The organism is Aeromonas sp. 160P (assembly GCF_055193095.1).
The window spans coordinates 1,671,229-1,696,397 of the sequence record NZ_JBUXKV010000001.1 but is presented as its reverse complement, the minus strand read 5'-3'; the positions used below and the strand labels follow the sequence as shown (position 1 = coordinate 1,696,397).

26 protein-coding genes and 1 pseudogene are annotated in these 25,169 nt (G+C 60.0%); 13 read left to right on the top strand and 14 right to left on the bottom strand.

Features of this window, described 5'->3' with window-relative positions; all coding sequences use genetic code 11:
- Positions 1–32 precede the first annotated feature (32 nt).
- Together ACY8FN_RS08045 and ACY8FN_RS08040 are read right to left on the bottom strand one after the other, a co-directional pair.
- Positions 33–932, bottom strand: a complete 900-nt coding sequence (locus tag ACY8FN_RS08045) for a chemotaxis protein (RefSeq protein WP_068978041.1) — start codon at positions 930–932, stop codon at positions 33–35.
- 156 nt (positions 933–1,088) lie between these two features.
- A complete protein-coding gene (locus ACY8FN_RS08040; protein WP_463099692.1) occupies positions 1,089–1,745 on the bottom strand; it encodes a hypothetical protein in 657 nt (218 codons plus the stop codon).
- A gap of 39 nt (positions 1,746–1,784) precedes the next feature.
- Between ACY8FN_RS08040 and ACY8FN_RS08035 the strand changes: the two genes are divergently transcribed.
- Both ACY8FN_RS08035 and slyD read left to right on the top strand, forming a co-directional pair.
- Entirely contained in the window at positions 1,785–1,991 is a 207-nt protein-coding gene (locus ACY8FN_RS08035) for a YheV family putative zinc ribbon protein (protein ID WP_463099691.1), read from the top strand.
- 139 nt (positions 1,992–2,130) lie between these two features.
- Positions 2,131–2,760: a peptidylprolyl isomerase gene (gene slyD, locus ACY8FN_RS08030; RefSeq protein WP_463099690.1), complete on the top strand. Its 630-nt coding sequence runs from the start codon at positions 2,131–2,133 to the stop codon at positions 2,758–2,760.
- A gap of 97 nt (positions 2,761–2,857) precedes the next feature.
- On the opposite strand, the gene ACY8FN_RS08025 is transcribed toward slyD, so the two are convergent.
- Positions 2,858–3,073 (bottom strand): SlyX family protein, encoded by a 216-nt coding sequence (locus ACY8FN_RS08025; RefSeq protein ID WP_042022871.1) that lies wholly within the window; start codon positions 3,071–3,073, stop codon positions 2,858–2,860.
- A 14-nt stretch (positions 3,074–3,087) separates the two neighbouring features.
- A complete protein-coding gene (locus ACY8FN_RS08020) occupies positions 3,088–4,056 on the bottom strand; it encodes a WD40 repeat domain-containing protein (RefSeq protein WP_101321001.1) in 969 nt (322 codons plus the stop codon).
- 118 nt (positions 4,057–4,174) lie between these two features.
- On the opposite strand from ACY8FN_RS08020, the gene fkpA reads away from it, so the two are divergent.
- Both fkpA and ACY8FN_RS08010 read left to right on the top strand, forming a co-directional pair.
- On the top strand, positions 4,175–4,978 hold the full coding sequence (fkpA, locus tag ACY8FN_RS08015) for an FKBP-type peptidyl-prolyl cis-trans isomerase (protein WP_042022868.1): 804 nt from the start codon (positions 4,175–4,177) through the stop codon (positions 4,976–4,978).
- Between the two features lie 149 nt (positions 4,979–5,127).
- Positions 5,128–6,534, top strand: coding sequence for a sigma-54-dependent transcriptional regulator (locus ACY8FN_RS08010; RefSeq protein ID WP_463099689.1), 1,407 nt, complete (start codon positions 5,128–5,130; stop codon positions 6,532–6,534).
- A 103-nt stretch (positions 6,535–6,637) separates the two neighbouring features.
- Here the strand turns inward: ACY8FN_RS08010 and ACY8FN_RS08005 are convergent, their stop codons facing one another.
- The 5 genes from ACY8FN_RS08005 to ACY8FN_RS07985 form a co-directional block, all read right to left on the bottom strand.
- Positions 6,638–7,507: a tetratricopeptide repeat protein gene (locus tag ACY8FN_RS08005; RefSeq protein ID WP_463099688.1), complete on the bottom strand. Its 870-nt coding sequence runs from the start codon at positions 7,505–7,507 to the stop codon at positions 6,638–6,640.
- A 113-nt stretch (positions 7,508–7,620) separates the two neighbouring features.
- Positions 7,621–7,956, bottom strand: a complete 336-nt coding sequence (locus tag ACY8FN_RS08000) for a hypothetical protein (RefSeq protein ID WP_139729683.1) — start codon at positions 7,954–7,956, stop codon at positions 7,621–7,623.
- Positions 7,957–8,100: 144 nt separating this feature from the next.
- On the bottom strand, positions 8,101–8,445 hold the full coding sequence (locus tag ACY8FN_RS07995) for a DUF2956 domain-containing protein (protein WP_068978046.1): 345 nt from the start codon (positions 8,443–8,445) through the stop codon (positions 8,101–8,103).
- A gap of 156 nt (positions 8,446–8,601) precedes the next feature.
- Positions 8,602–9,087, bottom strand: coding sequence for a YMGG-like glycine zipper-containing protein (locus tag ACY8FN_RS07990; RefSeq protein ID WP_101320991.1), 486 nt, complete (start codon positions 9,085–9,087; stop codon positions 8,602–8,604).
- 289 nt (positions 9,088–9,376) lie between these two features.
- Positions 9,377–10,315, bottom strand: coding sequence for a LysR family transcriptional regulator (locus ACY8FN_RS07985; RefSeq protein WP_463099687.1), 939 nt, complete (start codon positions 10,313–10,315; stop codon positions 9,377–9,379).
- Between the two features lie 135 nt (positions 10,316–10,450).
- Between ACY8FN_RS07985 and ACY8FN_RS07980 the strand changes: the two genes are divergently transcribed.
- From ACY8FN_RS07980 to ACY8FN_RS07965, 4 genes are all read left to right on the top strand, one after another.
- Positions 10,451–12,253 carry an adenine deaminase gene (locus ACY8FN_RS07980; protein ID WP_463099686.1) on the top strand — a complete coding sequence of 601 codons (1,803 nt, stop codon included), beginning with the start codon at positions 10,451–10,453 and terminating at the stop codon, positions 12,251–12,253.
- A gap of 16 nt (positions 12,254–12,269) precedes the next feature.
- Positions 12,270–13,187: a ribonucleoside hydrolase RihC gene (rihC, locus tag ACY8FN_RS07975; RefSeq protein ID WP_463099685.1), complete on the top strand. Its 918-nt coding sequence runs from the start codon at positions 12,270–12,272 to the stop codon at positions 13,185–13,187.
- Between the two features lie 54 nt (positions 13,188–13,241).
- On the top strand, positions 13,242–14,603 hold the full coding sequence (dcuC, locus tag ACY8FN_RS07970; RefSeq protein WP_463099684.1) for a C4-dicarboxylate transporter DcuC: 1,362 nt from the start codon (positions 13,242–13,244) through the stop codon (positions 14,601–14,603).
- 184 nt (positions 14,604–14,787) lie between these two features.
- Positions 14,788–15,390 carry a nitroreductase family protein gene (locus tag ACY8FN_RS07965; protein WP_463099683.1) on the top strand — a complete coding sequence of 201 codons (603 nt, stop codon included), beginning with the start codon at positions 14,788–14,790 and terminating at the stop codon, positions 15,388–15,390.
- A gap of 111 nt (positions 15,391–15,501) precedes the next feature.
- On the opposite strand, the gene ACY8FN_RS07960 is transcribed toward ACY8FN_RS07965, so the two are convergent.
- Both ACY8FN_RS07960 and ACY8FN_RS07955 read right to left on the bottom strand, forming a co-directional pair.
- Positions 15,502–16,152: an HAD-IA family hydrolase gene (locus ACY8FN_RS07960; RefSeq protein WP_463101144.1), complete on the bottom strand. Its 651-nt coding sequence runs from the start codon at positions 16,150–16,152 to the stop codon at positions 15,502–15,504.
- Positions 16,153–16,184: 32 nt separating this feature from the next.
- A complete protein-coding gene (locus ACY8FN_RS07955; RefSeq protein ID WP_463099682.1) occupies positions 16,185–16,430 on the bottom strand; it encodes a hypothetical protein in 246 nt (81 codons plus the stop codon).
- Positions 16,431–16,545: 115 nt separating this feature from the next.
- Between ACY8FN_RS07955 and ACY8FN_RS07950 the strand changes: the two genes are divergently transcribed.
- Entirely contained in the window at positions 16,546–17,454 is a 909-nt protein-coding gene (locus tag ACY8FN_RS07950; RefSeq protein ID WP_463099681.1) for a LysR family transcriptional regulator, read from the top strand.
- Between the two features lie 86 nt (positions 17,455–17,540).
- Here ACY8FN_RS07950 and ACY8FN_RS07945 read toward each other — a convergent pair whose 3' ends face one another.
- The 3 genes from ACY8FN_RS07945 to ACY8FN_RS07935 form a co-directional block, all read right to left on the bottom strand.
- Complete coding sequence (locus ACY8FN_RS07945; RefSeq protein WP_463099680.1) at positions 17,541–18,479, bottom strand: sensor domain-containing diguanylate cyclase; 939 nt, start codon at positions 18,477–18,479, stop codon at positions 17,541–17,543.
- 199 nt (positions 18,480–18,678) lie between these two features.
- Positions 18,679–19,356 carry an excalibur calcium-binding domain-containing protein gene (locus ACY8FN_RS07940; RefSeq protein WP_101325552.1) on the bottom strand — a complete coding sequence of 226 codons (678 nt, stop codon included), beginning with the start codon at positions 19,354–19,356 and terminating at the stop codon, positions 18,679–18,681.
- A gap of 157 nt (positions 19,357–19,513) precedes the next feature.
- Entirely contained in the window at positions 19,514–20,677 is a 1,164-nt protein-coding gene (locus tag ACY8FN_RS07935; protein WP_463099679.1) for an FAD-dependent oxidoreductase, read from the bottom strand.
- A gap of 265 nt (positions 20,678–20,942) precedes the next feature.
- Between ACY8FN_RS07935 and miaB the strand changes: the two are divergent.
- From miaB to corC, 4 genes and pseudogenes are all read left to right on the top strand, one after another.
- Positions 20,943–22,370, top strand: a pseudogene (miaB, locus tag ACY8FN_RS07930) (tRNA (N6-isopentenyl adenosine(37)-C2)-methylthiotransferase MiaB); the annotation flags it as partial.
- A 138-nt stretch (positions 22,371–22,508) separates the two neighbouring features.
- Positions 22,509–23,552, top strand: coding sequence for a PhoH family protein (locus ACY8FN_RS07925; protein ID WP_042022840.1), 1,044 nt, complete (start codon positions 22,509–22,511; stop codon positions 23,550–23,552).
- A complete protein-coding gene (gene ybeY / locus ACY8FN_RS07920; protein ID WP_463099678.1) occupies positions 23,549–24,019 on the top strand; it encodes an rRNA maturation RNase YbeY in 471 nt (156 codons plus the stop codon). The genes ACY8FN_RS07925 and ybeY overlap by 4 nt, the downstream gene beginning before the upstream one ends.
- A gap of 194 nt (positions 24,020–24,213) precedes the next feature.
- A complete protein-coding gene (gene corC / locus ACY8FN_RS07915; RefSeq protein WP_042022837.1) occupies positions 24,214–25,098 on the top strand; it encodes a CNNM family magnesium/cobalt transport protein CorC in 885 nt (294 codons plus the stop codon).
- The last annotated feature ends 71 nt before the right edge of the window (positions 25,099–25,169 follow it).

Here is a 25,169-nt window from a genome sequence, read left to right as displayed (position 1 = left end):
AAGAGGATCGTGTCTCCCGCCGGATAGCTGCATTATTGCAGCAGACGATCGTGATGCTCGGCACCACGCAACATGGCCTGAACCAGCTCGTTGGCCTCAAATTTGGTCAGCGCCTCATGGGCTCCCACCTGGTGGGCCCGCTCTACGCTGATCTCGCTAGAGAGCGAGGTGTGCAGGATGATATAGGCACCCGCCAGCTTGCTATCACTTTGCACCTCAAACGCCAATTCATAACCATCGAGCCCCGGCATTTCGATATCGCTGACCAGAATGTCTATCGGACTCTTCTGACTTGCCCGCTCCTGCATCAGGCTCAACGCATCCTTACCGTTCGAGCGGACCTCATAGGGGATATTGATGTAGTCGAGGGCGGCCATCAGTTGACGGCGGGCGACGGAGGAGTCATCGACCAGCAGGATCCGCATCGGCTTGATCCGCTCCCGCTGCACATCGGTCAACACCGGATAGAGGTGGCTGGGATCGTCCGGGTAGACCCGGGAGAGGATCAGCTCCACATCCAGCAGCTGGATCAGCTGGTCATTGACTCGGGTTACCCCGGTCACAAACACATTGTGGCCGAGTGCGGCTGGGGGCGACTCGATGTCACGCCAGTTACACTCGGTGATCTTGTCGATACCCCGCACCAGAAAACCCACCAGCGTGCGGCGGCAGTCGGTGATGATGATGAAGCAGTGCGCCAGCTCCTCCTGACTGACCGGGCGATAACCCACCGCCATCGCCATATCAATCACCGGAATCGTGGCACCACGCATGTTGGCGGCCCCCAGTACTGTGGGGTGAGAGTGAGGCAGCGCAGTCAGCCGGGTATAAGGCACAATCTCCTTCACCTTGAGGGTACCGATGGCAAAGGATTGTTTGGTCGAGAGATGAAACAGCAACATGCCCTGGGATTGATTGGCTTTGCTCGTCATGGCAGATGTCCTGTTGGTCGAAACGTTGGCACTCACTTCTGGCCGCTAGCATAAAGGATCAGCGGGGGAATGACCCTTCCTTGTTAACGACCACTTGGCAAAAAACTGAACTGGTTCAGCTAATTAAATTGACGCGATAGCCGAGCATTCCGGCTATTAGTCGCCACTCCCGCTAACGCCCCATTGCTGGCAAGCGGCTTGCAGCGCCCCCTCATCAGCATAACCCAGCTTGCTGGCAACCACGGCTGGCTTGCTACCACCCTTGAGCAGTCTGAGTGCCTGCAGCAGCTGCCATTGCTGTTGCAGAACAAGCCCTTCTACTGGCGGTTCGACCTGTTGTGCCCACTGTTGCAGGCTCTCTGGCCTGCCATTGGCCAGCGCTTGCCAGCTAGCCTGCAAACTCGGCTCCCCTTGCTGGCTAATGGCGCACTGTTGCAGCTCATCCAGGATCACCTGCAGCCGCTGACCATATATCCCCTGCCACTCTTGCGGCCGCTGCCACTGGGCCAGCGAATCGAGTAGCGCATCGAGCAGCGGGGTGGTCTGCAACCACCCGGCCTGTTGCGGTTGCTCAACCCGCAGCGAGACGCTCAGTTGATCGTAATGGCAACCACTGAGCGGACTAAACGCAGCGAGGGCATCGGCGCAGAGCCAGAAGCAACGACCTGCGGGCAACAACAGCTCATGCTGGCCCAGTCTCAGCAACGCGGCGCCCCGGGTTATCCGCAACAGTTGCCCGACCGGGGTCCGTTTGCGGTTGCCCGCCTGCAAGCCGTGGCAAGAAAAATGGTGGTATTCGATGGCATGATGCATGTAAAAACCCTGATATGATGCTGCCTGGAGGTAACAAAAATGGAAACCAGACGTAAAAAACGCTTCATTGCCGGTGCAGTCTGCCCGGCGTGCGGCAAGTTGGACAACATGATGCTGTATCTGGAGCATGGAGTCGAGAAGGTGACCTGCGTCGCCTGTGGCGATACCCAGGTGCAAACCCCTGCCGAGGTCGACAGCCTGACCCGCGAGGCGGAAGAGGTGATCGGGGTGTTCCGCCCGGAATAGCCACTACGGCTACCGGGATGAGACCCGCTCCTGCAGTTTATGCCGTTTTTTTCGACATTATTGCGTCAGCCATGGCATATGCGCGGCTCATTTTTTAAGGTATTCTGAGCCCGTTTTTTTCTATCCGCAGGATCCTGACATGAAAGTAGCTCCTCTGAGCGTGGTTACGCTGGAATACACAGTCACCGACGAGCACGGTGAAGTCATCGACAGCACAGTTGGCAAAGAGCCGCTGGTCTATCTGCACGGCACCCGTTACCTGGTCTCTGGCCTGGAAGCCGAGCTGGAAGGTCGCGCGGTAGGTGAAGCATTCGAAGTGACCCTGGCCCCCGCCCAGGCTTACGGCGAGTATGACGAGACTCTGGTACAAGAAGTACCGGGTGAGCTGTTCGACGGCATGGAAGTCTCCGAAGGGGATACTTTCGTGGCTGAAACCGATGACGGTCACCGTCCGGTCACCGTGGTTGAAGTCTCGGAAGAGTTCGTCAAGGTAGATGGCAACCATCCGCTGGCGGGCGTGACGCTGCGTTTCAAGGTCGAGATCCAGGACGTGCGCGCTGCCACTGCTGAAGAGCTGGCACATGGCCATGTCCATGGTGATGAAGGTTGCGGTCACGACCATGGTCATGATCACGATGATCACCAGCATGGCGGCTGCTGTGGTGGTGCTGGTCACGGTCATGACCACGGCCACGATCACGGCGCTGAAAAGGGCCATGGCGGTTGCTGCGGTGGTGGCGGTTGTGGTGGCAAGGGTCATCAACACTGATCACAGCCACGCTGATGATAAAAAACCCGCTCACGCGGGTTTTTTATTGGCTGGCGACCGGGATTGGCAAGGTTGTCGGACAGCGAAAATTGCCTGTTCAGTAGTGCGGTGGCGGCGTCTCTTCGGCCATGCTGGCGATCTGGCTGGGCTGTACACTTTGCAGTTTGTCGATCAGCAGCTGGATCTGGTATTTGAGCCGGTCGAGCTCACGGCCCTGGGTTGTCACCTCCCCATTAAGTTGCTCTACGGTGTACTCCGCATAAGCGAGACGGGTTTCCAGGGTTTCGATGCGATCGTTAAGTTGCTGACTCATGGGCCTTCGGGTCCTTACTTGATTGTCCAGATTTCGGCCAGCCCACTGGAACTGGCACTGATCAAGTGACTATTGTCGCGCAAAGCGACGCCATAGACCACTGCACTGGGCGGTTTCACCTTGGGTTGCGGCGAGACGCGCCAGCGCTGCAGCAGGGCGCCATCGCTCACTTGCCACAGGGAGAGCTGGCGGGAAGGCGCGCCGGTGATCAGCCACTTGCCGTCGTTGGCAAAGCGGGCGCTGGTGTAGACCTCGAAGCGGTGATCATATTGCAGCTGGCTCACCTCCTTGCCGGTTTTCAGATCCCAGATGCTGGCCCGACTGCTGTCGGCGGTGAAGGCATAGCGACCGCTCGGCTCCAACCTGGCCATGACCACCCGGCCACCATGGTTAAAGCGCCAGATAACCTGACCGCTGCGGGTATCCCATAAATAGGCGCTGTAGTCATTACCCCCCGTCAGGGCGTAGCGGCCATTGGCCGACAGATCCACTGTATTGATCTGTTCGGTATGCCCCAGAAATTGCAGGCGACGGCCACTTTGGGTATCGAGCCATTCCGCTTTACCATCTTCCCGACCGATCAGCACGTAGCGCCCGTTAGCAGATAGCGCAATATCCCTCAGCTTGGATTCAGGAAGAGAGTAGTAACCTTGGGATCGTCCATCCTGTAACCGCCAGGTGGCAAAGGTGTCCGTTGTTGCGGTAACGGCATGGCTGCTGTCTTCGGAGAAACGGGTAATGAAAACCAGATCATCCGGCGAGTCAGACTGCTTCCAGCGCCAGCGCTGCCGGTTCTGCTCGAGATCCCAGACAATAATGCCCTGACTGATGCTGGAAACGATGGCCAACTTGCCGTCACTGGCCAGATCGGCGGTCAGCAGACCGGTGCTGGCGAGGGTCAATTGCTGGCTGGGTTGGGAGCTCTGCTCGCAACCGGTGAGCATTAAACAGAGGCTCACCAGATAAATAGCACTTTTTATCATTTTTGCGGTCTCATGCTTTTGTTACCTGCGATCACGGCGTTAGTATAAGGCGCTTATCACGATAAACCTCTCATTTCACGATGAAACCGAGAGCGGTATTTGGAGTTTGGAGAAACTGATGAACAAATTTCTGAAGGTGTCCCTGTTGGCTGCGGCGGTTGCCGTCGGTCTGACTGCTTGCCAAAAAGACGAGAAGCCTGCTGCGGCCAATACCGCCGAAGTGAAGGCAGAGGCCAGCAAGCCTGCAGAGGGCACCAAAGCTGAAGCCAAGAGCTTTGAAGAGCAATCCGGCTACGCAATTGGCCTCTCCATGGGTCGCTATATCGCTAACACCCTGGAGCGTCAGCAGGAACTGGGCATCAAGCTGGAGAACGCCGTGATCCTCAAAGGGGTGACCGACGGTCTGGGTAAAGAAGCCAAGATGACTGACGAAGAGATCCAGAAAGTACTGCAAGATTACGATGCCAAAATCAACGAACTGACCAAGGCCAAGGCTGAGAAAGATTCTGTTGATAACCTGAAAAAAGGTGACGAGTATCTGGCTGCCAACGCCAAGAAAGAGGGTGTGAAGAGCACCGAATCCGGCCTGCAATATCTGGTCGAGAAGATGGGTGATGGCGCCAAGCCGAAATCCACCGATATCGTCAAGGTTCACTACACCGGCACCCTGACCGATGGCACCAAATTTGACAGCTCCGTCGATCGCGGCGAGCCAGCCACCTTCCCGCTCAACCAGGTTATCCCGGGTTGGACTGAAGGCGTGCAGCTGATGCCTGTTGGCTCCAAATTCAAGTTCTTCCTGCCGTCCAAGCTGGCCTATGGCGAGCACGGTGCAGGCTCCATCCCGGCAAACGCCGTGCTGGTGTTTGACGTAGAGCTGCTGGCGATTGAAAAGCCGGCCGCTGACGACGCCAAGAAGTAATGAAATACCTGTAGTAAAAACGGCTCCTTAGGGAGCCGTTTTTACTTGTATATACCTTATAATCGCGAGATAACAGGGTTTTGCTGCGTTGGGTATGAAGGCTGGTGCAGACAAAATAGATCGCAAAATCAAATACAAGGATGACTCCAGTGGCTGAAAACAAACCGCGTGTTCTACTGGTGGAAGATACCCGAAGTCTGGCGGTAGTTTATGAACAGTACCTGCGGCTGGAGGGGTATGAGGTGTTACTGGCCGACTGCGGCCAGCAGGCGCTTGCACAGTTGCAGACCAGCCCACCGCCCGTGGTGCTGCTCGATTTGGAGCTACCGGATATGTCCGGTATGGATATTCTGCAGATGATCACCGAACAACAGCTGCCTTGCGCCGTGGTGGTGATCACCGCCCACGGCTCGGTGGATGTGGCGGTGGAGGCGATGCGTCTGGGTGCCTTTGATTTTCTGACCAAGCCATTCGATAGCAAACGGCTCTGTGCCACCGTTCGCAATGCCCTGAAACATCAACAGTTAAGTTCGCTGGTCGCCCACTATAAGGAGAACTTCGAGCGCAGCTCATTTTTCGGCTTTATCGGCGCATCTATGCCGATGCAGGCGGTCTATCGCATCGTCGAGAGCGCGGCGCCCAGCAAAGCGACCGTTTTTATTACCGGTGAGAGCGGTACCGGCAAAGAGGTGTGCGCCGATGCGATTCATCAGTGCAGCCCCCGCAGCGAACAGCCCTTTATTGCCCTTAACTGCGCCGCCATTCCCCACGATTTGATGGAGAGCGAGATCTTCGGCCATGTGAAAGGCTCCTTTACCGGTGCGCAGGGGGATCGCAAAGGAGCGGCCAGTCTGGCCGATGGCGGCACCCTGTTTCTGGACGAGATCTGCGAGATGGATCTCGACCTGCAGAGCAAGCTGTTGCGCTTTATCCAGACCGGCACCCTGCAGCGGGTCGGCAGCGGCAAACTTGAAACCGTCGACGTGCGTTTTATCTGCGCCACCAACCGTGACCCGCTGGTGGAGGTCAAGGCTGGCCGTTTCCGTGAAGATCTTTACTACCGGTTGCATGTTATTCCCCTCAGCCTGCCCGCCCTGCGGGAGCGGGGTGAAGATATTCTGCTGCTGGCACGCACCCTGTTGCAGAGTTATGCCAAAGAGGAGAACAAGCGCTTCAAGGATTTCGACCCCAGCACCGCCAGGGTGCTGCTCGACTACCCCTGGCCCGGCAACGTCCGCGAGTTGCAAAACGTGATACGCAATATCGTGGTGCTAAACGACAAAGAGCTGGTCAGCCCGGATATTTTGCCGCCACCGCTCAATGGGGTTCGTCCCCCATTGCCGGCGGCGATTGCCGCGGCAGTCGCATCGACTCCGGTTGTCAATGGGGCGGCAAGCGGGCCGATCCGTCCGCTCTGGATAGTGGAAAAAGAGGTGATAGAACAGGCCATCGCCAGCTGTGACGGCAATATTCCCAAGGCGGCGGCGCTGCTGGAGATCAGCCCCTCCACCATCTATCGCAAGAAGCAGGGTTGGGAAGAGGCCAGCCTGACCTGAGTGAGCGTCACTCTCCCAAGTGCCTGAGCGGAATCGACCCAGCGCATAATGACATTGAAGCAAGTGAGGGCGGCGCGAGCCGCTCTCTCTATTTTCGGGGGGCTCAGAGCTTGGCGAGGAGCTTGAGGCGAGCCAGTCGCTCCGCCTCATTGGCCTTGAGCCAGCCATCCCGTGATAGCAGGAACCAGGCGCGGGCAAAATATTCTGCCGCTGCCGGATCGTCCAGTGCCAGCGCGTTTTCGCCCATCTCCTCAAACAAATAGCCATCCTCAGGCTCGCCAGCCTCGGTCATGTCGACTTTGATCTGCACCAATTCAGCCAGCGCAGCCTCATGCAGACCTTTTGCTCGGGTCAGCCGGGCCAGACTCCAGCGGGCGATAAAGGCCTTGGCCGGATTGTTGTGTTGCAGATGCCAGGCCAGACACTTCTGTTGCAGAATTTTGGCTTCATCAAAGCGGCCCAGTTCGAACAGGGTCCAGCCCTGATTGTTATAAAGCGTGGCCAGCCAGCCGCGCACCTTCTCATCGCTGCTGCGCTCCGCCAGCTCCATCGCCAGTTGATGCCAGCGGCTCTGCTCTTCAAGCGGAGCTGAGATGGCCACCATATGTGCGGCATCGATGGCGAGATAGAGCTCCTTCTCCTTGAGCCCCAGCTGCCATGCCTGTTCAAACAGGGTTCTGGCGCGGGCTTTGTCACCTGCCGAGTTAAAGGTGCGCCCCCGCTCCAGCAGGGCTCTGACTCTGGCCCTTGGTGTAGCGTCGCTGAGCCGGGGTGCTATCTCGTCGAGCCGCTGGTGAGCTTGTTCAAACTGGCGTTGCAGCGAATGGGTGCGGGCGATCTGGGTCAGCAACTCCAGCTCGAGTTGCAGGTCGGCGGCGGTGCGCGCTGCAGTAAGCAGAGCGTGAAAACGCAGGGCAGTGGCGGCGGGATCCTGATAATCCCACTGCGCCATGAAATCGGGCGGATTGTCCATCTGGCCTCCTGGCTGGCGATCCTTTCACCAAGATGCCTGCAGGCCATTGTTTGTACAAGGGGGGCTCGTCACAGAGCCCCCCTTGAGTCATCTCAACAGCAGTGGTCAGCCGGTCAGTAGACCATGGCCAGGCTCATCAGCATCAGACCGAGCGCGGCAAAGACCCCCTCCTTGATGGCGAGACGGGGCACCAGCGCCTTGGGCAGCGCCGGAAACAGGCTCAGGGCAAAGCCAAGCCCCGGCATCAGCCAATGGAAAGCCGGATTGCGCAAGGCGGGATCGGCGGCACCATTGATGATGATCAACAAAATAAACAGGGTGAAGGCGGGCAGGATAAACCAGCGTACTCCACTAGCCGCGACTGCGCGCAGCGGCGAGATGCGATAGAGCAGCATGGTCACCAGGCACAACACAAAAGGGGCCAGCAGATAGAGCGGGGCGGGGTTCATAACTTTTTTCCTGAAAACAAGTCGTCTGAAAACCGGGGGCAGGCACAACAGGCGCCGGATTTAACCACTCTTCGCGGGTGATGACCAGCAGCCCGGGCCCAGGCTGTGAAGAGGATCCCGGGTAAAGGTTTGCTAACGGCGGCTTTAGCTGCGCCAGAACCAGGCTGCAGCAAAACCCAGCCAGCTCAACCCTAGCAAGACCCACGGCAGCGGATGCTGACGAGTCACTTCTACCAATTCGATCTGGTCGTCCTGATCCTCTGGCAGTGGTGTGCCCTGTGACTGTTTGGCTTTGCTCTGCAGCTTCTTTTGGCGACTCGCCTCACGGGCCCGCGCCTTCATCTGTTTCTTGTACTCATCGATGCCTTTCTGGATCCCTTGCGCGATAAGTTGAGTCTGCTCTTTGGTCTGCCCCGGCTTCTGGTTGGCACGGGCAATCTTCACCGCTTCCTGCTGGGTCTCGGGGGAAACTTTGTCATACTTGGCCATCAATTATCTCCTCGGGCATGGCTGGCTGGGGAGTATGCCATAAAAGCTGCGCATTCAGGCCCGCCTCTTGATCATCCCCACCAAGGTGGGGAGCTATCTATCGCAGACAGGCCGACGGGCCACCTCTTTCACTTTGTTACACGCCACCAGACGGCATCAGTCATCATGGTACCCCCCGTGCTTTTTATGCTTCTTGTGCTTTTTGTGGTGCTTATGATGGTGATGATCATCGTCGTCATCATCGTAATAGCGATCCTGGCTCTTGTGACCATCGCCAGTCTTGGCGCCAATGGCCGAACCGCTCGCCCCGCCGACCCCAGCCCCGATCAACTGACCGGTATCGCCGCCGACACTCTTGCCGATGGCGGCGCCACCCAGTGCCCCCACAGCGCCGCCAAGGGCCGCTTCATTCTTGTTGCCCTTATTGGCCGTCGCCGCGCCACCGGCAGCACCGCCCAAAGCGGCCCCCACCAGCGCACCGGTGTCGCCCCCCAGCTCCTTGCCGATCATGGTGCCCGCCACCCCGCCCGCTCCACCACCGAGAATGGTGTTGAGGGTCTCGGAGGCGTGTGCCGCCGTGCTGCCAGCCAATAGCGCCCCCAGCAAAGCCAGCGCGCGAATGCCACCGCTATTCATCTCCATGGATACTCCTGTCAAACCTGATTAATTTCCTCCGCACTATTCACCAGCACTATACAAACCGGCAAGCGGCCAGCCAGTGGGGGGCGAGCGGCGGGTAGATCTTCGCTTGAAGCCCAGCTTCAGGAATGACAGGTGAGATCGAATTCAATCGATTGAATAACCACAAGAAAAATTTCATTGCACAGGAATGGCGCGACCCTCGGCAGGGCCGGGAGGCTGTCGCAGCCCCACCCCGACCACTGGCGATCGGACAGCTCCTGTCACCAGCGCGGGGTTGGGTAGCACAATCTCAGCCGCGCTGGCTGCCCAGCTGCTCGATGATGGTGCTGCGCAGCAGGGCGCGCCCCTCTTCGATGCGGGTCGATCGGGAGAGTCCTTTCGCCCACATCAGGGCCAGCGTGCGACTCAGCAGCGGTTGATGCAGATCAACCACCTTGAGCTGGGGATCGCACAAATGTGTGGTGTAAAGCCTTGGCAGAATGGCGATGGCCAATCCCGAACGCACCAGACCGTGCAGGGTCTCGACATAGTCGGTGGTGTATCTGGGCTTGAGCCCGGGCAACTGGCTCTGGGCCAACCCGTTGACCTGTCGGCTGACATTGCCTCTGGCAAACAGGGCGATATCGCGGCGGGTCAGTTGCTGCCAACTGATGACATCCTCCGTTGCCAGCGTGTCCTGCCGGTTGACCACCGCCACCAGCGCATCGTCCAGCAGCGGCGTGACCTCCAGCGAGTCGGGCAACTCGCCATCCAGCACGCCAATCCCCGCATCCAGCGACCCCTCGACCAGCGCCTGCAGCAGGCCGTCGTTGGTGTGATCCTGAAACTCGACCCGCAAACCGGGAAACTGTTGCTGCAGCCGAGCGGCCGCCAGCGGGAACATCAGGGCGCAGGCCGACGGGATCAGGCCGATGCGCAGGGTGCCATCACCCCCTTCGGCCATCACCTGCTGCATATCGGCAAAAGCGGCGTGGGCCACATTGAGCAGCCCCTTGGCGTGGGGCAGGATCGCCTCTCCCTGCTCGGTGAGGGTGACCGCCTGCGCGGTGCGGTGAAACAATTTGCCGCCGAGCACAGATTCAATCTGGCGCAAAGCACTGCTCAGGGCGGGTTGACTGATGGCCATCTGGTTGGCCGTTTCGGTGAAGTGGCGCAGCTGGGCCAGGGTGACAAAATACTGGATCTGCTTGAGGGAGAGCGCAGGCAAACGGCGCCAGGGTTCAGACATGGAAGAGACAACCGGAGAAAACGTTTGCAGCAGCATAACCCTTTCTTATCCAGTTATAAATTCTTTGCGCTATGCACGGGCCAATCCCCTCCCTAAAGTGTGCCCATTATTCCCCCTTGTCAGGCCATCTCCTTCATGTGTGAACAAGATGCATCCCTCAACTTGCGCCGCCGCGCCGTGCAGGCAGCTCTTGGCGAAGCGCCCTTCGATCTGCTGCTGACCAACGCCAAGGTGATCGACATGGTGACCGGCGAGATCCGCCCCGCAGATGTCGGGCTGGTAGGTTCACTCATCGCAAGCGTTCATCCGGTCGGCACCTGCCAGCAGGCGAGCGAGATCCACGATCTGGCCGGTGCCTATCTCTCACCGGGGCTTATCGACAGCCATGTTCATGTGGAGAGCTCCCACCTGACGCCGGAGCGCTACGCCGATGTGGTGGTCGCGCAGGGCACCACCACCATCTTCTGGGATCCCCACGAGCTGGCCAATGTGCTTGGGCTGGCGGGGGTTCGCTACGCCATCGACGCCAGCCGCAACCTGCCGCTGCGGGTGATCTGCGCCGCCCCCTCCAGCGTCCCCTCGACGCCGGGCCTCGAGATGTCGGGCGCCGACTTTCATGGCCCCGAGATGGCGACCATGCTGGAGTGGCCGGAGGTGGCCGGGATCGCCGAGGTGATGGATATGCAAGGGGTGCTGGGCGGCAGCGAGCGGATGACCGGCATCCTGCACGCCGGTTTGCAACGCAATGCCCTGATTGAGGGGCACGCCCGGGGCCTGAGTGGTAACAGGCTGCAAGCCTATCTGGCTGCTGGGGTCAGCTCGGATCACGAGCTCACCTCGGCTGCCGATGCGCTGGAGAAGCTGCGGGCCGGGCTCACCCTGCAACTGCGCGGTTCCCACCCCTACCTGCTGCCGGAGATCGTCGCGGCGCTGAAACAGCTGCCCCACCTCTCCTCCCAGATCACTCTCTGTACCGACGATGTGCCGCCCGACATGCTGCTGGAGAAGGGGGGGATGATCGCGCTGGTCAAACTACTGGCTGAGCTGGGGCTGGCGGTGCCCGACGTGCTGCGGATGGCCACCCTCAATGCCGCCATCCGTCTGCAACGCAACGATTTGGGGCTGGTGGCTGCGGGCCGCAATGCCGATCTGGTGGTGTTTGACAACCTCACCGACCTTAATCCGCTCAGCGTCTACAGTGGCGGCCAGCGGGTCGCCCGTCATGGCGCCATTCTCACCCCCTCCAAGCCTGTCGCGGGTTGTCAGGCACCACGCGATACCATGCAGATCCCCCTGCGCACTCTGGAGGACTTTGTCATTCGGGTGCCCGGGCTGACTGCGGGGCGTGCCCGCTTCAAGACCATCAAGGGGGCCCGCTTCACCCAGTGGAGCGAAACCGAGGTTGAGGTTCTGGATGGTCAGGTCATCGTGCCGGCGGGATTTAGCCTGATCTCGGTGCAACACCGCCACGGTCGCCATAAGGCGGGCACCCGGCTGGCGCTGCTGGAAGGGTGGGGCGAGCTGCAAGGGGCTATCGCCACCAGCTACTCCCACGACTCCCATAATCTGGTGGTGCTGGGGCGCGACCCGCAAGAGATGATGCTGGCCGCCAACACCCTGATCGCCAGCGGAGGCGGCATGGCCGTCGTCCAGCAGGGTAAGGTACTGGCCCACGTTGCCATGCCCATCGCGGGCATGCTCTCCGATCTGCCAGCCAGCGAGCTGGCTGCCAGCTTCCACGCCCTGCGCGAAGTGAGCGGCAAGGTGGTGGAGTGGGAGCCCCCCTACCGGGTATTCAAGGCCATCGAGGGGACCTGTCTTGCCTGCAATGCGGGGCCCCATCTGACCGATCTCGGCCTCACCGACGGTCTGACCCGCGAGATTGTCGACCCCTTCATCTGCTGCTGGCCCCACGCCGATGCCGGCCAAGCCGATTAACCTCGAGGAGAACAGCGTGAACCCTGTCGCCATTATTCTGGATACCGACCCCGGCATCGACGATGCCGTTGCCATCGCCGCCGCCCTGTTTCATCCCGGGATCGAGCTGGCGCTCATCACCACGGTCGCCGGCAACGTCGATGTCAGCAAGACCACACGCAACGCCCTGCGCCTGCTGCACTTTTTCGGTAAAGCGGTGCCGGTGGCGCAAGGGGCCAGCCAGCCTCTCGTGCACCCCCTCGACAATGCCAGCCATATCCACGGCCACTCCGGCCTCGACGGTTATGAGTTTGCCGAGCCGCAGCAACAGCCGCTGCCGGAGCATGCGGTCGCCGCAATGCGGGCGACCCTGCTGGCCAGCGAACAGCCCATGACGCTGGTGCCCATAGGGCCGCTGACCAACATCGCCCTGCTGCTCACCCTGCACCCCGAGTGCCGGGAGAAGATCGAGCGGATCGTACTGATGGGCGGCTCGGCCGGTCGGGGCAACCACACTCCAAATGCCGAGTTCAATATCTACGTGGATCCGGAGGCGGCCCACATCGTCTTCAGCAGCGGCCTGCCCATCGTGATGTGCGGGCTGGATGTCACCAGTCGGGCCACCCTGACCGGCGAGATGATTGCGACGCTGCCCGCCCTCAACCGCACCGGCGCCATGCTCCACGCCCTGTTCGGCCACTATCGCGGCGGCAGCATGCAGACCGGGCTCAAGATGCACGATCTCTGCGCCATCGCCTATCTGGTACGCCCCGAGTTGTTTACCACTCAGGCCTGTCATGTGGCCATCGAAACCCGGGGCGAGCACACCCTGGGCACCACCTCGGTGGATATCAACAACCGGCTCAAGCGGCCGCCCAACGCCGAGGTGTGCCTCGATATCGACGTGCCCGGATTCAGGGCCTGGTGCATGGAGACCCTGGCCCGCGCCATCTGATCCCGAACCGCCAGCTCGCTGGCCAATTCATAGCAAGAAGAGAGTGTTGGAACCATGCTGGAAATAATTGTCAGCACCCTGATCCTGGTCATCTGCGGCTATCTCATCGCCAAAAACTACGATGCCAAGATAGTGCTGTTCGCTGCAGGCCTGCTGTTGATGTTCGCAGCCGTCGGACTGGGCCACCCACTATTGCCTGCAGCCGAGAGCAGTGGCCTCAGCTGGCTTGATCCCTTCGTTCAGATCAAAAAGATCTTCATCAGCCAGATGGGCAATGTCGGCCTCACCATCATGGTGCTGTTCGGCTTCTCCAGCTACATGAGCCACATCGGCGCCAACGACGTGACCGTCATGCTGCTGACCCGCCCCTTGAGCCGCATCCGCTCCCCCTATCTGCTGGTGCCGGTGATTTTCCTCCTGGGCAACCTGCTCTCGCTGGTGGTGCCAAGCGCCGCCAGCCTGGCGGTGCTGCTGATGGCCACCCTCTATCCGGTACTGAAGGCGTCCAACATGTCCTCCCTCACCGCCGGGGCCGTCATTGCCACCACCGCCACCATCATGCCAAGCCCACTGGGGGCCGATAACGTGCTGGCTGCCCAGAAGCTGGGGATCCCGCTGGTGGAGTACATCGTCTCCTACCACGCCCCCATCTCGCTGCCGACGCTGGCGCTGATGGCGGTGGTGCACTACTTCTGGCAGAAGGCGATGGACAAGCGCCAGCAGGCGCGCGGCGGACTGGAGGAAAAGGATGAATCCCTCGCCCTGCCCACCAGCTTGCCACCCGCCTACTACGGCCTCTTCCCGGTACTGCCGCTGGTGCTGGTGCTGCTGTTTGGCATCCTCTTCACCCACATCTCGCTGGGGTTGGTGGAGATCACCTTCGTCTGCCTGCTGCTCACCATAGGGGTGGAGCTGCTGCGCAAAGGCAATATCAAGGAGACCAGCAAGGAGTTCGCCATCTTCTTTAGCGGCATGGGCACGGGTCTGGCTCAGGTGGTGTCGCTTATCGTGGCGGCCAGCATGCTGGTGGAGGGGCTCAAAGCCATCGGTATCATAGATACCCTGGTGGACAGCGTGAAGCACATCGACGGGGTCGGCTCCATCCTGATGTTCTTCTTCTCCGGCACCGCGGCGCTGATCGGCTTTATCAGCGGCAGCGGGCTGGCGGTCTTCTACTCCTTTATCAACATCATTCCCGAGATCACCGAGAAGGTCGGGGTCAACAGCGTGTCAGTGGCGCTGCCGATGCAGCTCACCGCCAACCTGATCCGCTCCATGTCGCCGGTCGCCGCGGTGATCATCGTCATCGCCTCGATCACCGGCAGCAACCCCATCGAGATCATCAAGCGCACCTCGGTGCCCATCATCTCGGGCATCATCTGCTGCATGACCCTCTCCTACCTGTTGTTCAGCTAGCCTTTCCCCCTCTGCAAGCAATCACGCCGGTCGTCTGCAGAGGGTTTTTTACCCTCGGTTGAAAGTGTCACCACTGTGTGTAAACGCCCAGAAGATAATCGGGTGGTATAGTCTATAGCTTGAACAACAGGGGATGGCTGACCGCAAGGCTGGCGCCCGGTGACTATCAAGCAAAGGAGATGTTATGAGTAGTCCGTTTATCGAGCAGATCAAAGCACGTCGTACCATCTATGCCCTGGGCGACCAGGTGTCCCATACCCCGGAACAGCTGACGACCCTCATTCAGGAGGCCATCAGGCACAGCCCCTCCTCCTTCAACTCCCAGAGCTCCCGCGCCGTCATTCTGTTTGGCGCCCAGCACCACAAGCTGTGGGACATGGTCAAAGCCGAGCTGAAAAAGATTGTGCCGCCAGAGGCATATGCCCAGAGTGAGGCCAAGGTGGATGGCAGCTTCCGCGCTGGCTTTGGCACTGTGCTGTTCTTCGAGGACACCGACGTTATCAAGGATCTGCAGCAAAAATTTGCGCTGTATGCCGACAACTTCCCCGTCTGGTCGGAACATGCCACCGGCATCGCCCAGTTTGCGGTCTGGACCACCCTGGCTCAGGAGAAGATCGGCGCCTCCCTGCAGCACTACAACCCGCTGATCGACGAGGTGGTGCGCAAAGAGTGGAACCTGCCCGCCAGCTGGCTGCTGCGCGCCCAGATGCCCTTTGGCAGCATCAAGCAAGCGGCCGGAGAGAAGAGCTTTATCGACGATGCCACCCGTTTCCGCGTCTTCAAATAACGGTCAGATAGCAAAACGCCCCCGCAGTTCGGGGGCGTTTTTATTGCGACAAACCGTGCTGATGGCGATAGCTCATACCACAATATGCCGCCGCAGCGCGCTCTCCGGCACTCAGGTGGGCAGCGTCACCAGCAGGGAATCGCCTTCCCCAAACGTCACCTTCACCTCGCGCCAGTCGCGGATCACCGCCACCACCGCCGGATTGAGCGGCTGATCGCCCCCCACCTGCACCACTGTGCAGCCAGCGCGCAGGGCACTCTCGATACCGGCTGGCGCATCCTCGAACACCAGACAGCGAGCGGGCGGCACGCCAAGTCGCTCGGCGCCCAGCAGATAGGGTTCGGGATCGGGTTTGCCATTGCTCACCGCTTCGGCCCCCACCAGCACGGCGGGCAGCGGCAAACCGGCACAATTCAGGCGATGGTGGGCAACCCGCTCACTGGCGGAGGTCACGATGGCCCAGTGCCGGGGCGGCAAGCGGCGCAGCTGCTCGCCAGCTCCGGCGATGGCATCGCCGCCGGTATGCAGCATCTCCAGTTCGTCGAGCCGCGCCGCCTCCCGCTCCACATCCAGTTGCGGGGCCAGCGCCCGGATCACCTCCCGCGATCGCATGCCGTGGCACATTGCCAACACCGGCTCGGGGGCAAGCTGATGATGCTGGCACCAGAGCCGCCACACCTTCTCCACATCACCGGTCGAGCAGACCATGGTGCCATCCATATCGAGCAGCAGGGCGGATACCGACAAGGTGATGTTGCTCATGTCGGCGCTCATGCTGGCACTCATACCAGCACTCATGCAGACACTCCGGCCAGCTTGGGCTCAGCGCCAGAGAGCGCATCGGCAAAGGCCTGTTGCTGGGCGGCCCGCTCGTAACAGGACAGCGCCTGTTCGGCACTGCCAGCCCACACCTGCAAGGGGCCGACCACAAACCCTTGTTGCAACAGGCTGGCAAGCAACTCCCCCGTCTCCGGGGCCGCCAATGGCTGGGCCAGCACCAGCGTGCCCTTGACCAAAAAAAGATAACGTTGAGTGGACATGATATGGCTCCTTGTTCCAGTCGGAGGGAGGCGCGGCTCCCTTTACCGGACCATTAGAACAAGTCGATTAGATAATTTATAATCAATAAATCGCCACTTTGGATAACCAATTGGAATGAAATTCGACTTGAGGCAACTGCAGGCGTTTGTGACGCTGGCCGACACCGCCAACTATCGGGAAGCGGCCAACCGCCTGTTCATCACCCAACCGGCCCTCACCAAGCAGATCCAGGGGCTGGAGCAGGCGCTCGGCAGCACCCTATTCAATCGCGGTCGCCACGGCGCCGAGCTGACGGCCATCGGCGCCCAGCTGCTTACCCAAGCGAGTGCGCTGGTCGAACATGGCAAGGGATTTGAGCGCCATGCGCTGGCACTCGCCAGCGGCGTGGCCGGGCGGCTCAAGATTGGTTTCGGCCTGTCGAGCTTTGCGCTGGCTCCCTCGCTGGTGGCCCGCTTCAAGCAACAGGTTGCCAACGTCATGGTCCATCTGCAGGACATGCCCTCCGCCATCCAGCAGGAGCAGCTGCTCTCCGGCCAGTTACAACTGGGTTTTATGCGCCGACCTGACACCCCTCAGCTACGGGAGCACCGGCTACTGACCGATCGGCTGGTACTGGCGGTGCCGACCCGAATGACAACGCCCGACCCGGCCGCATTCGATCTCCAGCAAGCCTTGGCCAGCCAACCGCTGTTGCAGATGGTCGGCCACCGCTGTCCCGGTCTCAGCCAGCAGATCGCCAGTTTTCTCGGCGCCAACCGGCTGACCGGCATGATCCAGGAAGCCGAGGATATCCAGACACTGGTCGCGCTGGTGGCGGCTGGCATCGGCAACGCCATCCTGCCCCGCAGTGTCAGCTTTATCGCCGGCCCCGATGTCACCCTCTATCCACTCTCGGGCCCCTGCTCAGAGTGGGAGATTAGCATGGTATGGAACCCCGGTTTTGCCGATCCCATCCGGGATCACTTCATCCAGTTGGCCATTGCGAGCCAGCCCACCCCGATCGCGGCACAGCCCGAACGTTGAGGCTCGCAGATCTTCTTTAAAACAGTGATCCCCCTTAAAACAGTGCGCCCCCATAACGGGGGCGCAGCATGAATAACCGGAGGCACTCAACAACTGACGCTGTGGCTGCGATTTTTCCCCGCCCCCTTGGCGCTATAGAGCGCCGCATCAGCGGCTGCCAGCAGCGCGCTTTCGCAATCCAGCGGATGCTCTGCCGTATAGGTGGCAATGCCAATACTGGCGCTGACTTGAATATTATCCGCCACCACGATGTCGAGATCATTGATGGCCTGGCGGATCTCCTCACCCAGTTGCAAGGCTGCTGCCCTGTCGGTATTGCCCAGGATCAGGGCAAACTCATCGCCGCCAAAGCGGCAAGGCAGATCGGCCGGACGCTTGCAAAAAGATTGCAACAGATGACCAACCAGTTGCAGGGAGCCATCCCCCATCTGGTGGCCCAGATGATCGTTGCATGCCTTGAAGTTATCCAGATCAACCATGATGAGAGAGAGCGGGGTCCGCTCACGCACACTGCGCCGCCACTCGCTGTGCAAAAAGCTGTTGAACAGGCGCCGGTTGGCCAGTCCGGTCAGGGGATCATGCAAGGAGAGTTTTTCGACCTCCTGCTCCAGCAACTTGCGCTCGGTGATATTGATGTGCGCGATGGCATAAAACTCGGCTTCAACGCCGATCACCTTCGCCACCCGCATCATAAACCAGCGCTGGGCGTCAGGGCTGTGACATGGATACTCCAGATAGAAGGTCTCCTGATCGCGGCCAAGCACCCGCCGGATCCCCTCCACCGCACTCCGGGCCAGAGGTTCATCGGAACCGTCACACACCCCCATGTAGTTAACGCCAAGCCAGTTATAACCCTTGGGCATGCCGTTTTGTTCCGCAAATCTGTCCCAGGCCAGGTTGGTGTAGTGGATCACCCCATTTCGGTCGATCACCGAAATTTGGTCTTCCAGCGAATCCAGCAATGCTGCCAGATAGTGGGCCCGTTCGGCGAAGCGAGTCGGCAACCCCTGTCTCTCATCCACCATGGTGGCCATCCTGTGGCAAAAGTGGCGAACCGCCGCCTATTAACAATTGAATCAGCAGATTGAGTAAAGCACCCAAATGCCACTTAGCCAACTGAGACCACAGTTTGTGATGCAAGACGATCCGGCAAGATCCCAACCCACAATTCCATGCCGGAAATCAAATAAAATACCTGTTATTTATCAACCCAATAAGTGGGCGTTAATGACCGCACCACTGGTTTTCACAGGGTATACCATCCCCCTCCCCATCCATCTTGGTATTGGGGCAGTGTTGCAAAAACCAGGTCGCCTCTTCGCAGGAGGTCATCTGGGAGCAATGCTGTCGGCCATCACACTGGTAGGATTGGGCCGGTTGCGATGAGACCTCGCCGAGACGGCTGTCACTGCCGCTAACGGAGGAGGTCGGCCAGAGGTCCTGCGACTCGGCCGAAAAGCGGGAATAGATGGAAAAGAGACCGGCGAGCACCAGCAGGGGAATGAGTTTGCCGCGCCAGCTGCTCTTGCGGCGCCGGTAGGGGTTAATTCGCGCTCTGGTCGCGGTGGGCTGTGGCGGCTGACTTGCCGCCCGAAATGATGGCGCAGCTGATGATGTGGCAGCTCGCGCGGCCGACCTCCCGGCATCAACCAGGGTGAGCGGGCGATCGGGGAAAAACACCTGCAGCGCCCGCGGTTTGCCATCCTGACCACTGCCGATCAGATAAGTGACTCGCTCCCCCTGCTCGGGCAAGCGGCCATCTGATTGCAAGGCGGTGACATGCACAAACAACCCTGCACCACGCTCTCCTGCGGTTGCCTGCTCGGCGTCATGTTGTTCCGGCGTAATAAACCCAAAGCCGCGCGCCTCGTTCCAGCTCGCGATCCGTCCCTGATAACGCATCTGTCCATCCTTGTAACTAGCCATCCGGGCACCACATTGCCCTCACAAAGCCCCCACGCAACCGCTGACAGAGATCAACACGAGGGGACAAGATAAAAAATACGAGGGGCATCAAGTTGGCCATCGCTGCGTCATGGCCTCATGCCCCGCCTCTCGACTAAACCAACCCCAGCGCATAGCGCAGCGCCATCTCCTTGAGCGGGCCCGCCTTGTCCGCCAGATTGAGGGCCAGATTGCGGGCCAGTTTGAGGGGGCCAATCTCGTTGCTGAACACCCCGTAGAAGAGATCCATCCCCGACTGCATCAGCAGGTTGTCAGGACGACGACGGCGCTCATAGCGCTCAGCCAGCGCCAGCTGATGCCAGTCGGCGCCAGCCCCTTGCAGCAGATCAGTCCAGCAGGCCACATCCTTGAAGCCGAGGTTGACCCCCTGCCCCGCCAGCGGGTTGATGGTGTGGGCGGCATCGCCGAGCAGCACCACCCGACCGGCGTGATAGTCATTGGCGTGGCGGCGCACCAGCGGGAAGCTCCCCTTGCCGGTAACGGTAAAACCGCCGAGGCGGCTCGGGAAGTGGCGGCGCACTTCGGCGGCCAGCCCTTCGTTGCTCATGGTGGCCAGCGCCCGGATGCGAGCCGGGCTGTCATACCACACCAGGGAGCCGTGCTGGCCTGGCAGCGGCAGGAAGGCGCGCGGGCCGCTCGGGGTGAACTGCTGCCAGGTGATATCTTCTTGCGCAAAGTCGGTGTCGATATTGATCAGCATGCAGTGCTGGCGGTACTCGAAGCGCGATACGCCAATACCGGCCAGCTTGCGGGTGTGGGATTCAGCGCCATCGCAGGCCAGCACCCAGCGGGCGGCCAGTTCGGTACCGTCATCCAGAGTCAGTACCGCTTCATCCGCGCTCTGGCGCAGGCTGGTCACCGCAGCAGGGGTGTGGGTCTGGATATTGGGGAAATCCTCCATCCGTTTGAGCAGGGCGAGCTGCATCAGCCGGTTCTCGATGATGTAGCCAAGCTGGGGCAGGCCGAGATCGGCGGCGTTGAAGCGGGTGGCAAAGCCGTCCAGCTCCCAGGTCTCCAGTCGGCGGTAGGGGCAGAGTCGCATCTGCTGCAGATGGTGCCAGGCACCGGCCTGCTCCAGCAGCGCCACCGAGGCCTGACTGATGGCGGAGACCCGCAGATCCAGCGGTTGCTCCGGGGCGTAATGCTCCGGCAGTTGCGTCTCGATGACCCGCACCGAGAGGCCCTGAGCTGCCAGCAGACAGGCGGTGGCGGCGCCCACCATGCCGGCGCCGACGATGGCGATATCACACTGTTCCATACATTTATTCCTGAAAGGGTGCGTCCGGCGACAACGCCCGGACGTGAACCGGATAGCTGCATGATAGCGCAAGGACGCCTGATAAACAGTGAGGCAAATGGGGAATTGCTGCGTCAAATCAAGGAGAAAGCTTATTGAGCTGGCGGGCAACAGCTATCGGCTGAGCACCATTGCCAGCTGGATATTAGCTAGGCAGTATCCAGATTGCGGAGTAAAATACGCGGTCCTTTGACCATGCCGATTTCAACACAAGTCAAGAGAAGCAATGAGCAAGAAACTTCACATTAAAACCTGGGGTTGCCAGATGAACGAGTACGACTCGTCCAAGATGGCCGACCTGCTGGATGCCAGCAATGGCTACACGCTTACCGAAGAGCCCGCAGAAGCAGACGTCCTGCTGCTGAATACCTGCTCCATCCGCGAAAAAGCACAGGAGAAGGTGTTCCATCAGCTGGGTCGCTGGAAAAAGCTCAAGGCCAAAAAGCCCGGTCTGGTGATCGGAGTAGGTGGCTGCGTTGCCTCTCAAGAGGGCGACGCCATTCGTCAACGCGCTCCCTATGTGGATATCGTGTTCGGGCCGCAGACCCTGCATCGCCTGCCCGCCATGATCAAGCAAGTGCAGGAGGGCCGTGGCGCCCAGGTTGATATTGCGTTTCCCGAAATTGAAAAGTTCGACAATCTGCCGGAACCGCGCGCCGAAGGGGCCACCGCGTTCGTCTCCATCATGGAAGGCTGCTCCAAATACTGCACTTACTGCGTGGTGCCCTACACCCGCGGTGAAGAGGTGAGCCGCCCCCTCGACGACGTGCTCTACGAAATTGCCCAGCTCGCCCAGCAAGGGGTGCGCGAAGTGAACCTGCTCGGTCAGAACGTCAACGCCTGGCGTGGCCCGACCTTTGATGACGGCATCTGCACCTTCGCCGAGCTGCTGCGTCTGGTGGCCGCTATCGACGGTATCGATCGCATTCGCTACACCACCAGCCACCCGATCGAGTTCACCGACGACATCATCGAGGTTTACAAGGACACCCCGGAAGTGGTCAGCTTCCTGCACTTGCCGGTGCAGAGCGGCTCTGACCGCATCCTGACCATGATGAAGCGCCCGCACACCATCCTCGAATACAAGTCCAAGATCCGTCGCCTGCGCGCCGTCCGTCCCGATATCACCATCAGCTCCGACTTCATTGTCGGCTTCCCGAACGAGACGGATGAAGACTTTGAAGCCACCATGAAGCTGATCGAAGAGATCAACTTTGACATGAGCTACAGCTTCGTCTTCAGCCCGCGCCCGGGCACCCCGGCCGCCGACATGCCCGACGATGTTGACATGGAAGTGAAGAAAGCCCGTCTGGCCCGCCTGCAGCACGTCATCAACAATCAGTCGATGCAGATTGGCCGCGCCATGCTGGGCTCGACTCAGCGTATCCTGGTGGAAGGGCCTTCCAAGCTCGACCCGATGCAACTGTGTGGCCGCACCGAGAACAACCGGGTGGTCAACTTCGAAGGGCAGCACACCCTGATCGGCGGCTTTGCCGACGTGGAGATCACCGAGGTGCGTCCCAACTCCCTGCGCGGCAAGTTCATCCGCGGCGAGAGCGAGATGAACCTGCGCATCGCCACCGCTCCGAGCGAAATCCTGGCCCGCCGCCCGGATAACGTACCGGACGAACTCGGAGTAGCCGCGTTTACCCCCGCCCAGAGCGAAATCCCGGTTAAATCCAACCGCCCGGACAACGTGCCGGACGAGCTGGGCGTGGCCGCCTTCACCCCCCATTAATCCCCTCCTCCCCATTCGCCCGGCGAATGGGGAGTGCCTTGAGACGAGGATATTGTGAGCCGACATACCGCGACCCTGAATCTGCATCTGGAGCCCGCCGACAATCAGCGCCTTGCCAGCCTGTGCGGCCCCTTCGATGACAATATCAAGCAGCTGGAGCGCCGCCTCGGCGTCGAGATCAGCTACCGTGACAGCCACTTCCAGCTGGCAGGTAAACAGGCCCAACTGGATGCGGCCGCCGTCATCCTCAAGCACCTCTATGTGGAAACCCAGCCCCTCAAGGGTGGCAAGGTGACCGATATCACCCCCGACATGGTTCATCTGGCCATTTCGGAGTCACGGGTGCTGGAACAAGATGATGAACCGGCACCAAGCACCCCCTATGGCAAGGAGGTGACGGTCAAGACCAAGCGCGGTCTCATCAAGCCGCGCAGCCCCAATCAGGCGCAGTACATCGCCAATATCGTCCGTCACGATGTCAGCTTTGGCATAGGCCCTGCAGGCACAGGCAAAACCTATCTGGCGGTCGCGGCGGCGGTAGATGCGCTGGAACGTCAGGAGGTCCGTCGTATCTTGCTGACTCGCCCGGCGGTGGAAGCGGGCGAGAAGCTTGGCTTCTTGCCCGGCGATCTCTCCCAGAAGGTGGATCCCTATCTGCGACCCCTCTACGACGCCCTGTTCGAGATGCTGGGTTTTGAGCGGGTTGAAAAACTGATGGAGCGCAACATCATCGAAGTGGCGCCGCTCGCCTATATGCGCGGCCGCACCCTCAACGATGCATTCATCATTCTCGATGAGGCCCAGAACACCACCACCGAGCAGATGAAGATGTTCCTGACCCGCATCGGCTTCAACGCCAAGGCAGTGGTCACCGGCGACATTACCCAGACTGACCTGCCCCGCCACCAGACATCCGGCCTGCGCCATGCGCTGGACGTGCTGCAGGGTGTCGAAGGGTTGTCGTTCAACTTCTTTGAATCAAAGGACGTGGTACGCCATCCGGTAGTGGCTCGCATAGTACAAGCCTACGAGGCGTTTGATGCCCAGCAGGCAGACGCGCTGGCGGCCAAAAAATCCCATAAAGAGAGTGCCCAATGAGTGTGACCCTGGATCTGCAGCTGGCCAGCGCCAGCACTGACGGCCTGCCCACCGAAGCCCAGCTGCAAGGCTGGCTCGATGGCACCATCCTCGGCTTCCAGCAAGAGGCTGAAGTGACGGTGCGTATCGTCGATGAAGCAGAAAGCAACGAGCTCAACCTCACCTATCGCGGCAAGGACAAGCCCACCAACGTGCTCTCCTTCCCGTTTGAGGCGCCGCCCGGTCTGGAGCTGCCGCTGCTCGGCGATCTGGTGATCTGCCGTCAGGTGGTAGAACAGGAGGCAAACGAGCAGGGCAAACCCCTCATGGCCCACTGGGCCCACATGGTTGTGCACGGCAGTCTGCATCTGCTAGGTTATGACCATATCGAGGATGAGGAAGCGGAAGAGATGGAGCAGCTGGAACGCGACATCATGCAGGAACTGGGCTTTGCCAATCCTTATCAGGACGATGAAGTAGCAGAGTAGATATAGAGGGACAAAGCCGAAGAGATGGTGCCACACCTTGAGCGCGACATCATGCAGGAGCTTGGTTTTGCCGATCCTTATCTGAACGACGAAGAGTAAAACGCCGGACGGTCATCGACTTGAAACAGCAGATGGCCATCCTTATATCATTCAAACAATCCCAAATGTGTTGAAGCGAGTAACCAAGAGAAAAAATGACCGACGATCACCCTAGTACCGGCTCGCCGAAGAAAACCTGGCTCGACAAACTCAGCCAACTCTTCCAGGGCGAGCCAAAAGACCGCAATGATTTGGTAGACGTGATAGCCGATGCCGAAGAGCGAGACCTCATCGATCAAGACACCAAAGACATGATCGAGGGGGTGCTGGAGATCGCCGAGTTGCGCGTGCGCGACATCATGATCCCCCGCTCCCAGATGGTGACCATCGAGAAATCCCAACCGGTGGACGAGATCCTGCCGGTGATCATCGAGTCCGGTCACTCCCGCTTCCCGGTGATCAACGAGGACAAGGATCATGTGGAGGGCATTCTGCTCGCCAAGGATCTGCTCCCGTTCGGGTTTGGCGGCCATCACGCCAGCGAGCCGCTGCAGCTCGAAAAAATCTTGCGCCCCACGGTGATCGTCCCCGAAAGCAAACGGGTTGACCGTCTGCTCAAGGAGTTCCGTGAAGAGCGCTACCACATGGCCATCGTGGTCGACGAATTTGGTGGCGTCTCAGGTCTGGTGACCATCGAAGACATACTCGAACTGATCGTCGGTGAGATTGACGACGAGTTTGACGATATCGAGGATGAACCGGACGAGATCCGTCGCCTCAGCAAGCGGGTCTTCTCCATCAGCGCCCTGACCGAGATCGAGGATTTCAACGACTTCTTCGGCACCAAATTCAGCGATGAAGAGGTGGATACCGTCGGCGGTCTGGTGATGCACGCCTTCAGCCACCTGCCCAAGAAGGGCGAGGAGATCGAGCTGGACGGCTACCTGTTCAAGGTGATGCATGCCGACCGACGCCGTCTGCAGCAGCTGCAGGTGAAGATCCCCGAGCACCACGCGGCGGCGCAATCCGAGCCGCAGTAAGCAAATCCGCTCGATGTGTGAAACAACGCCCCGACCTCGGGGCGTTGTGCTATCTGCAACCGGCATCGAGG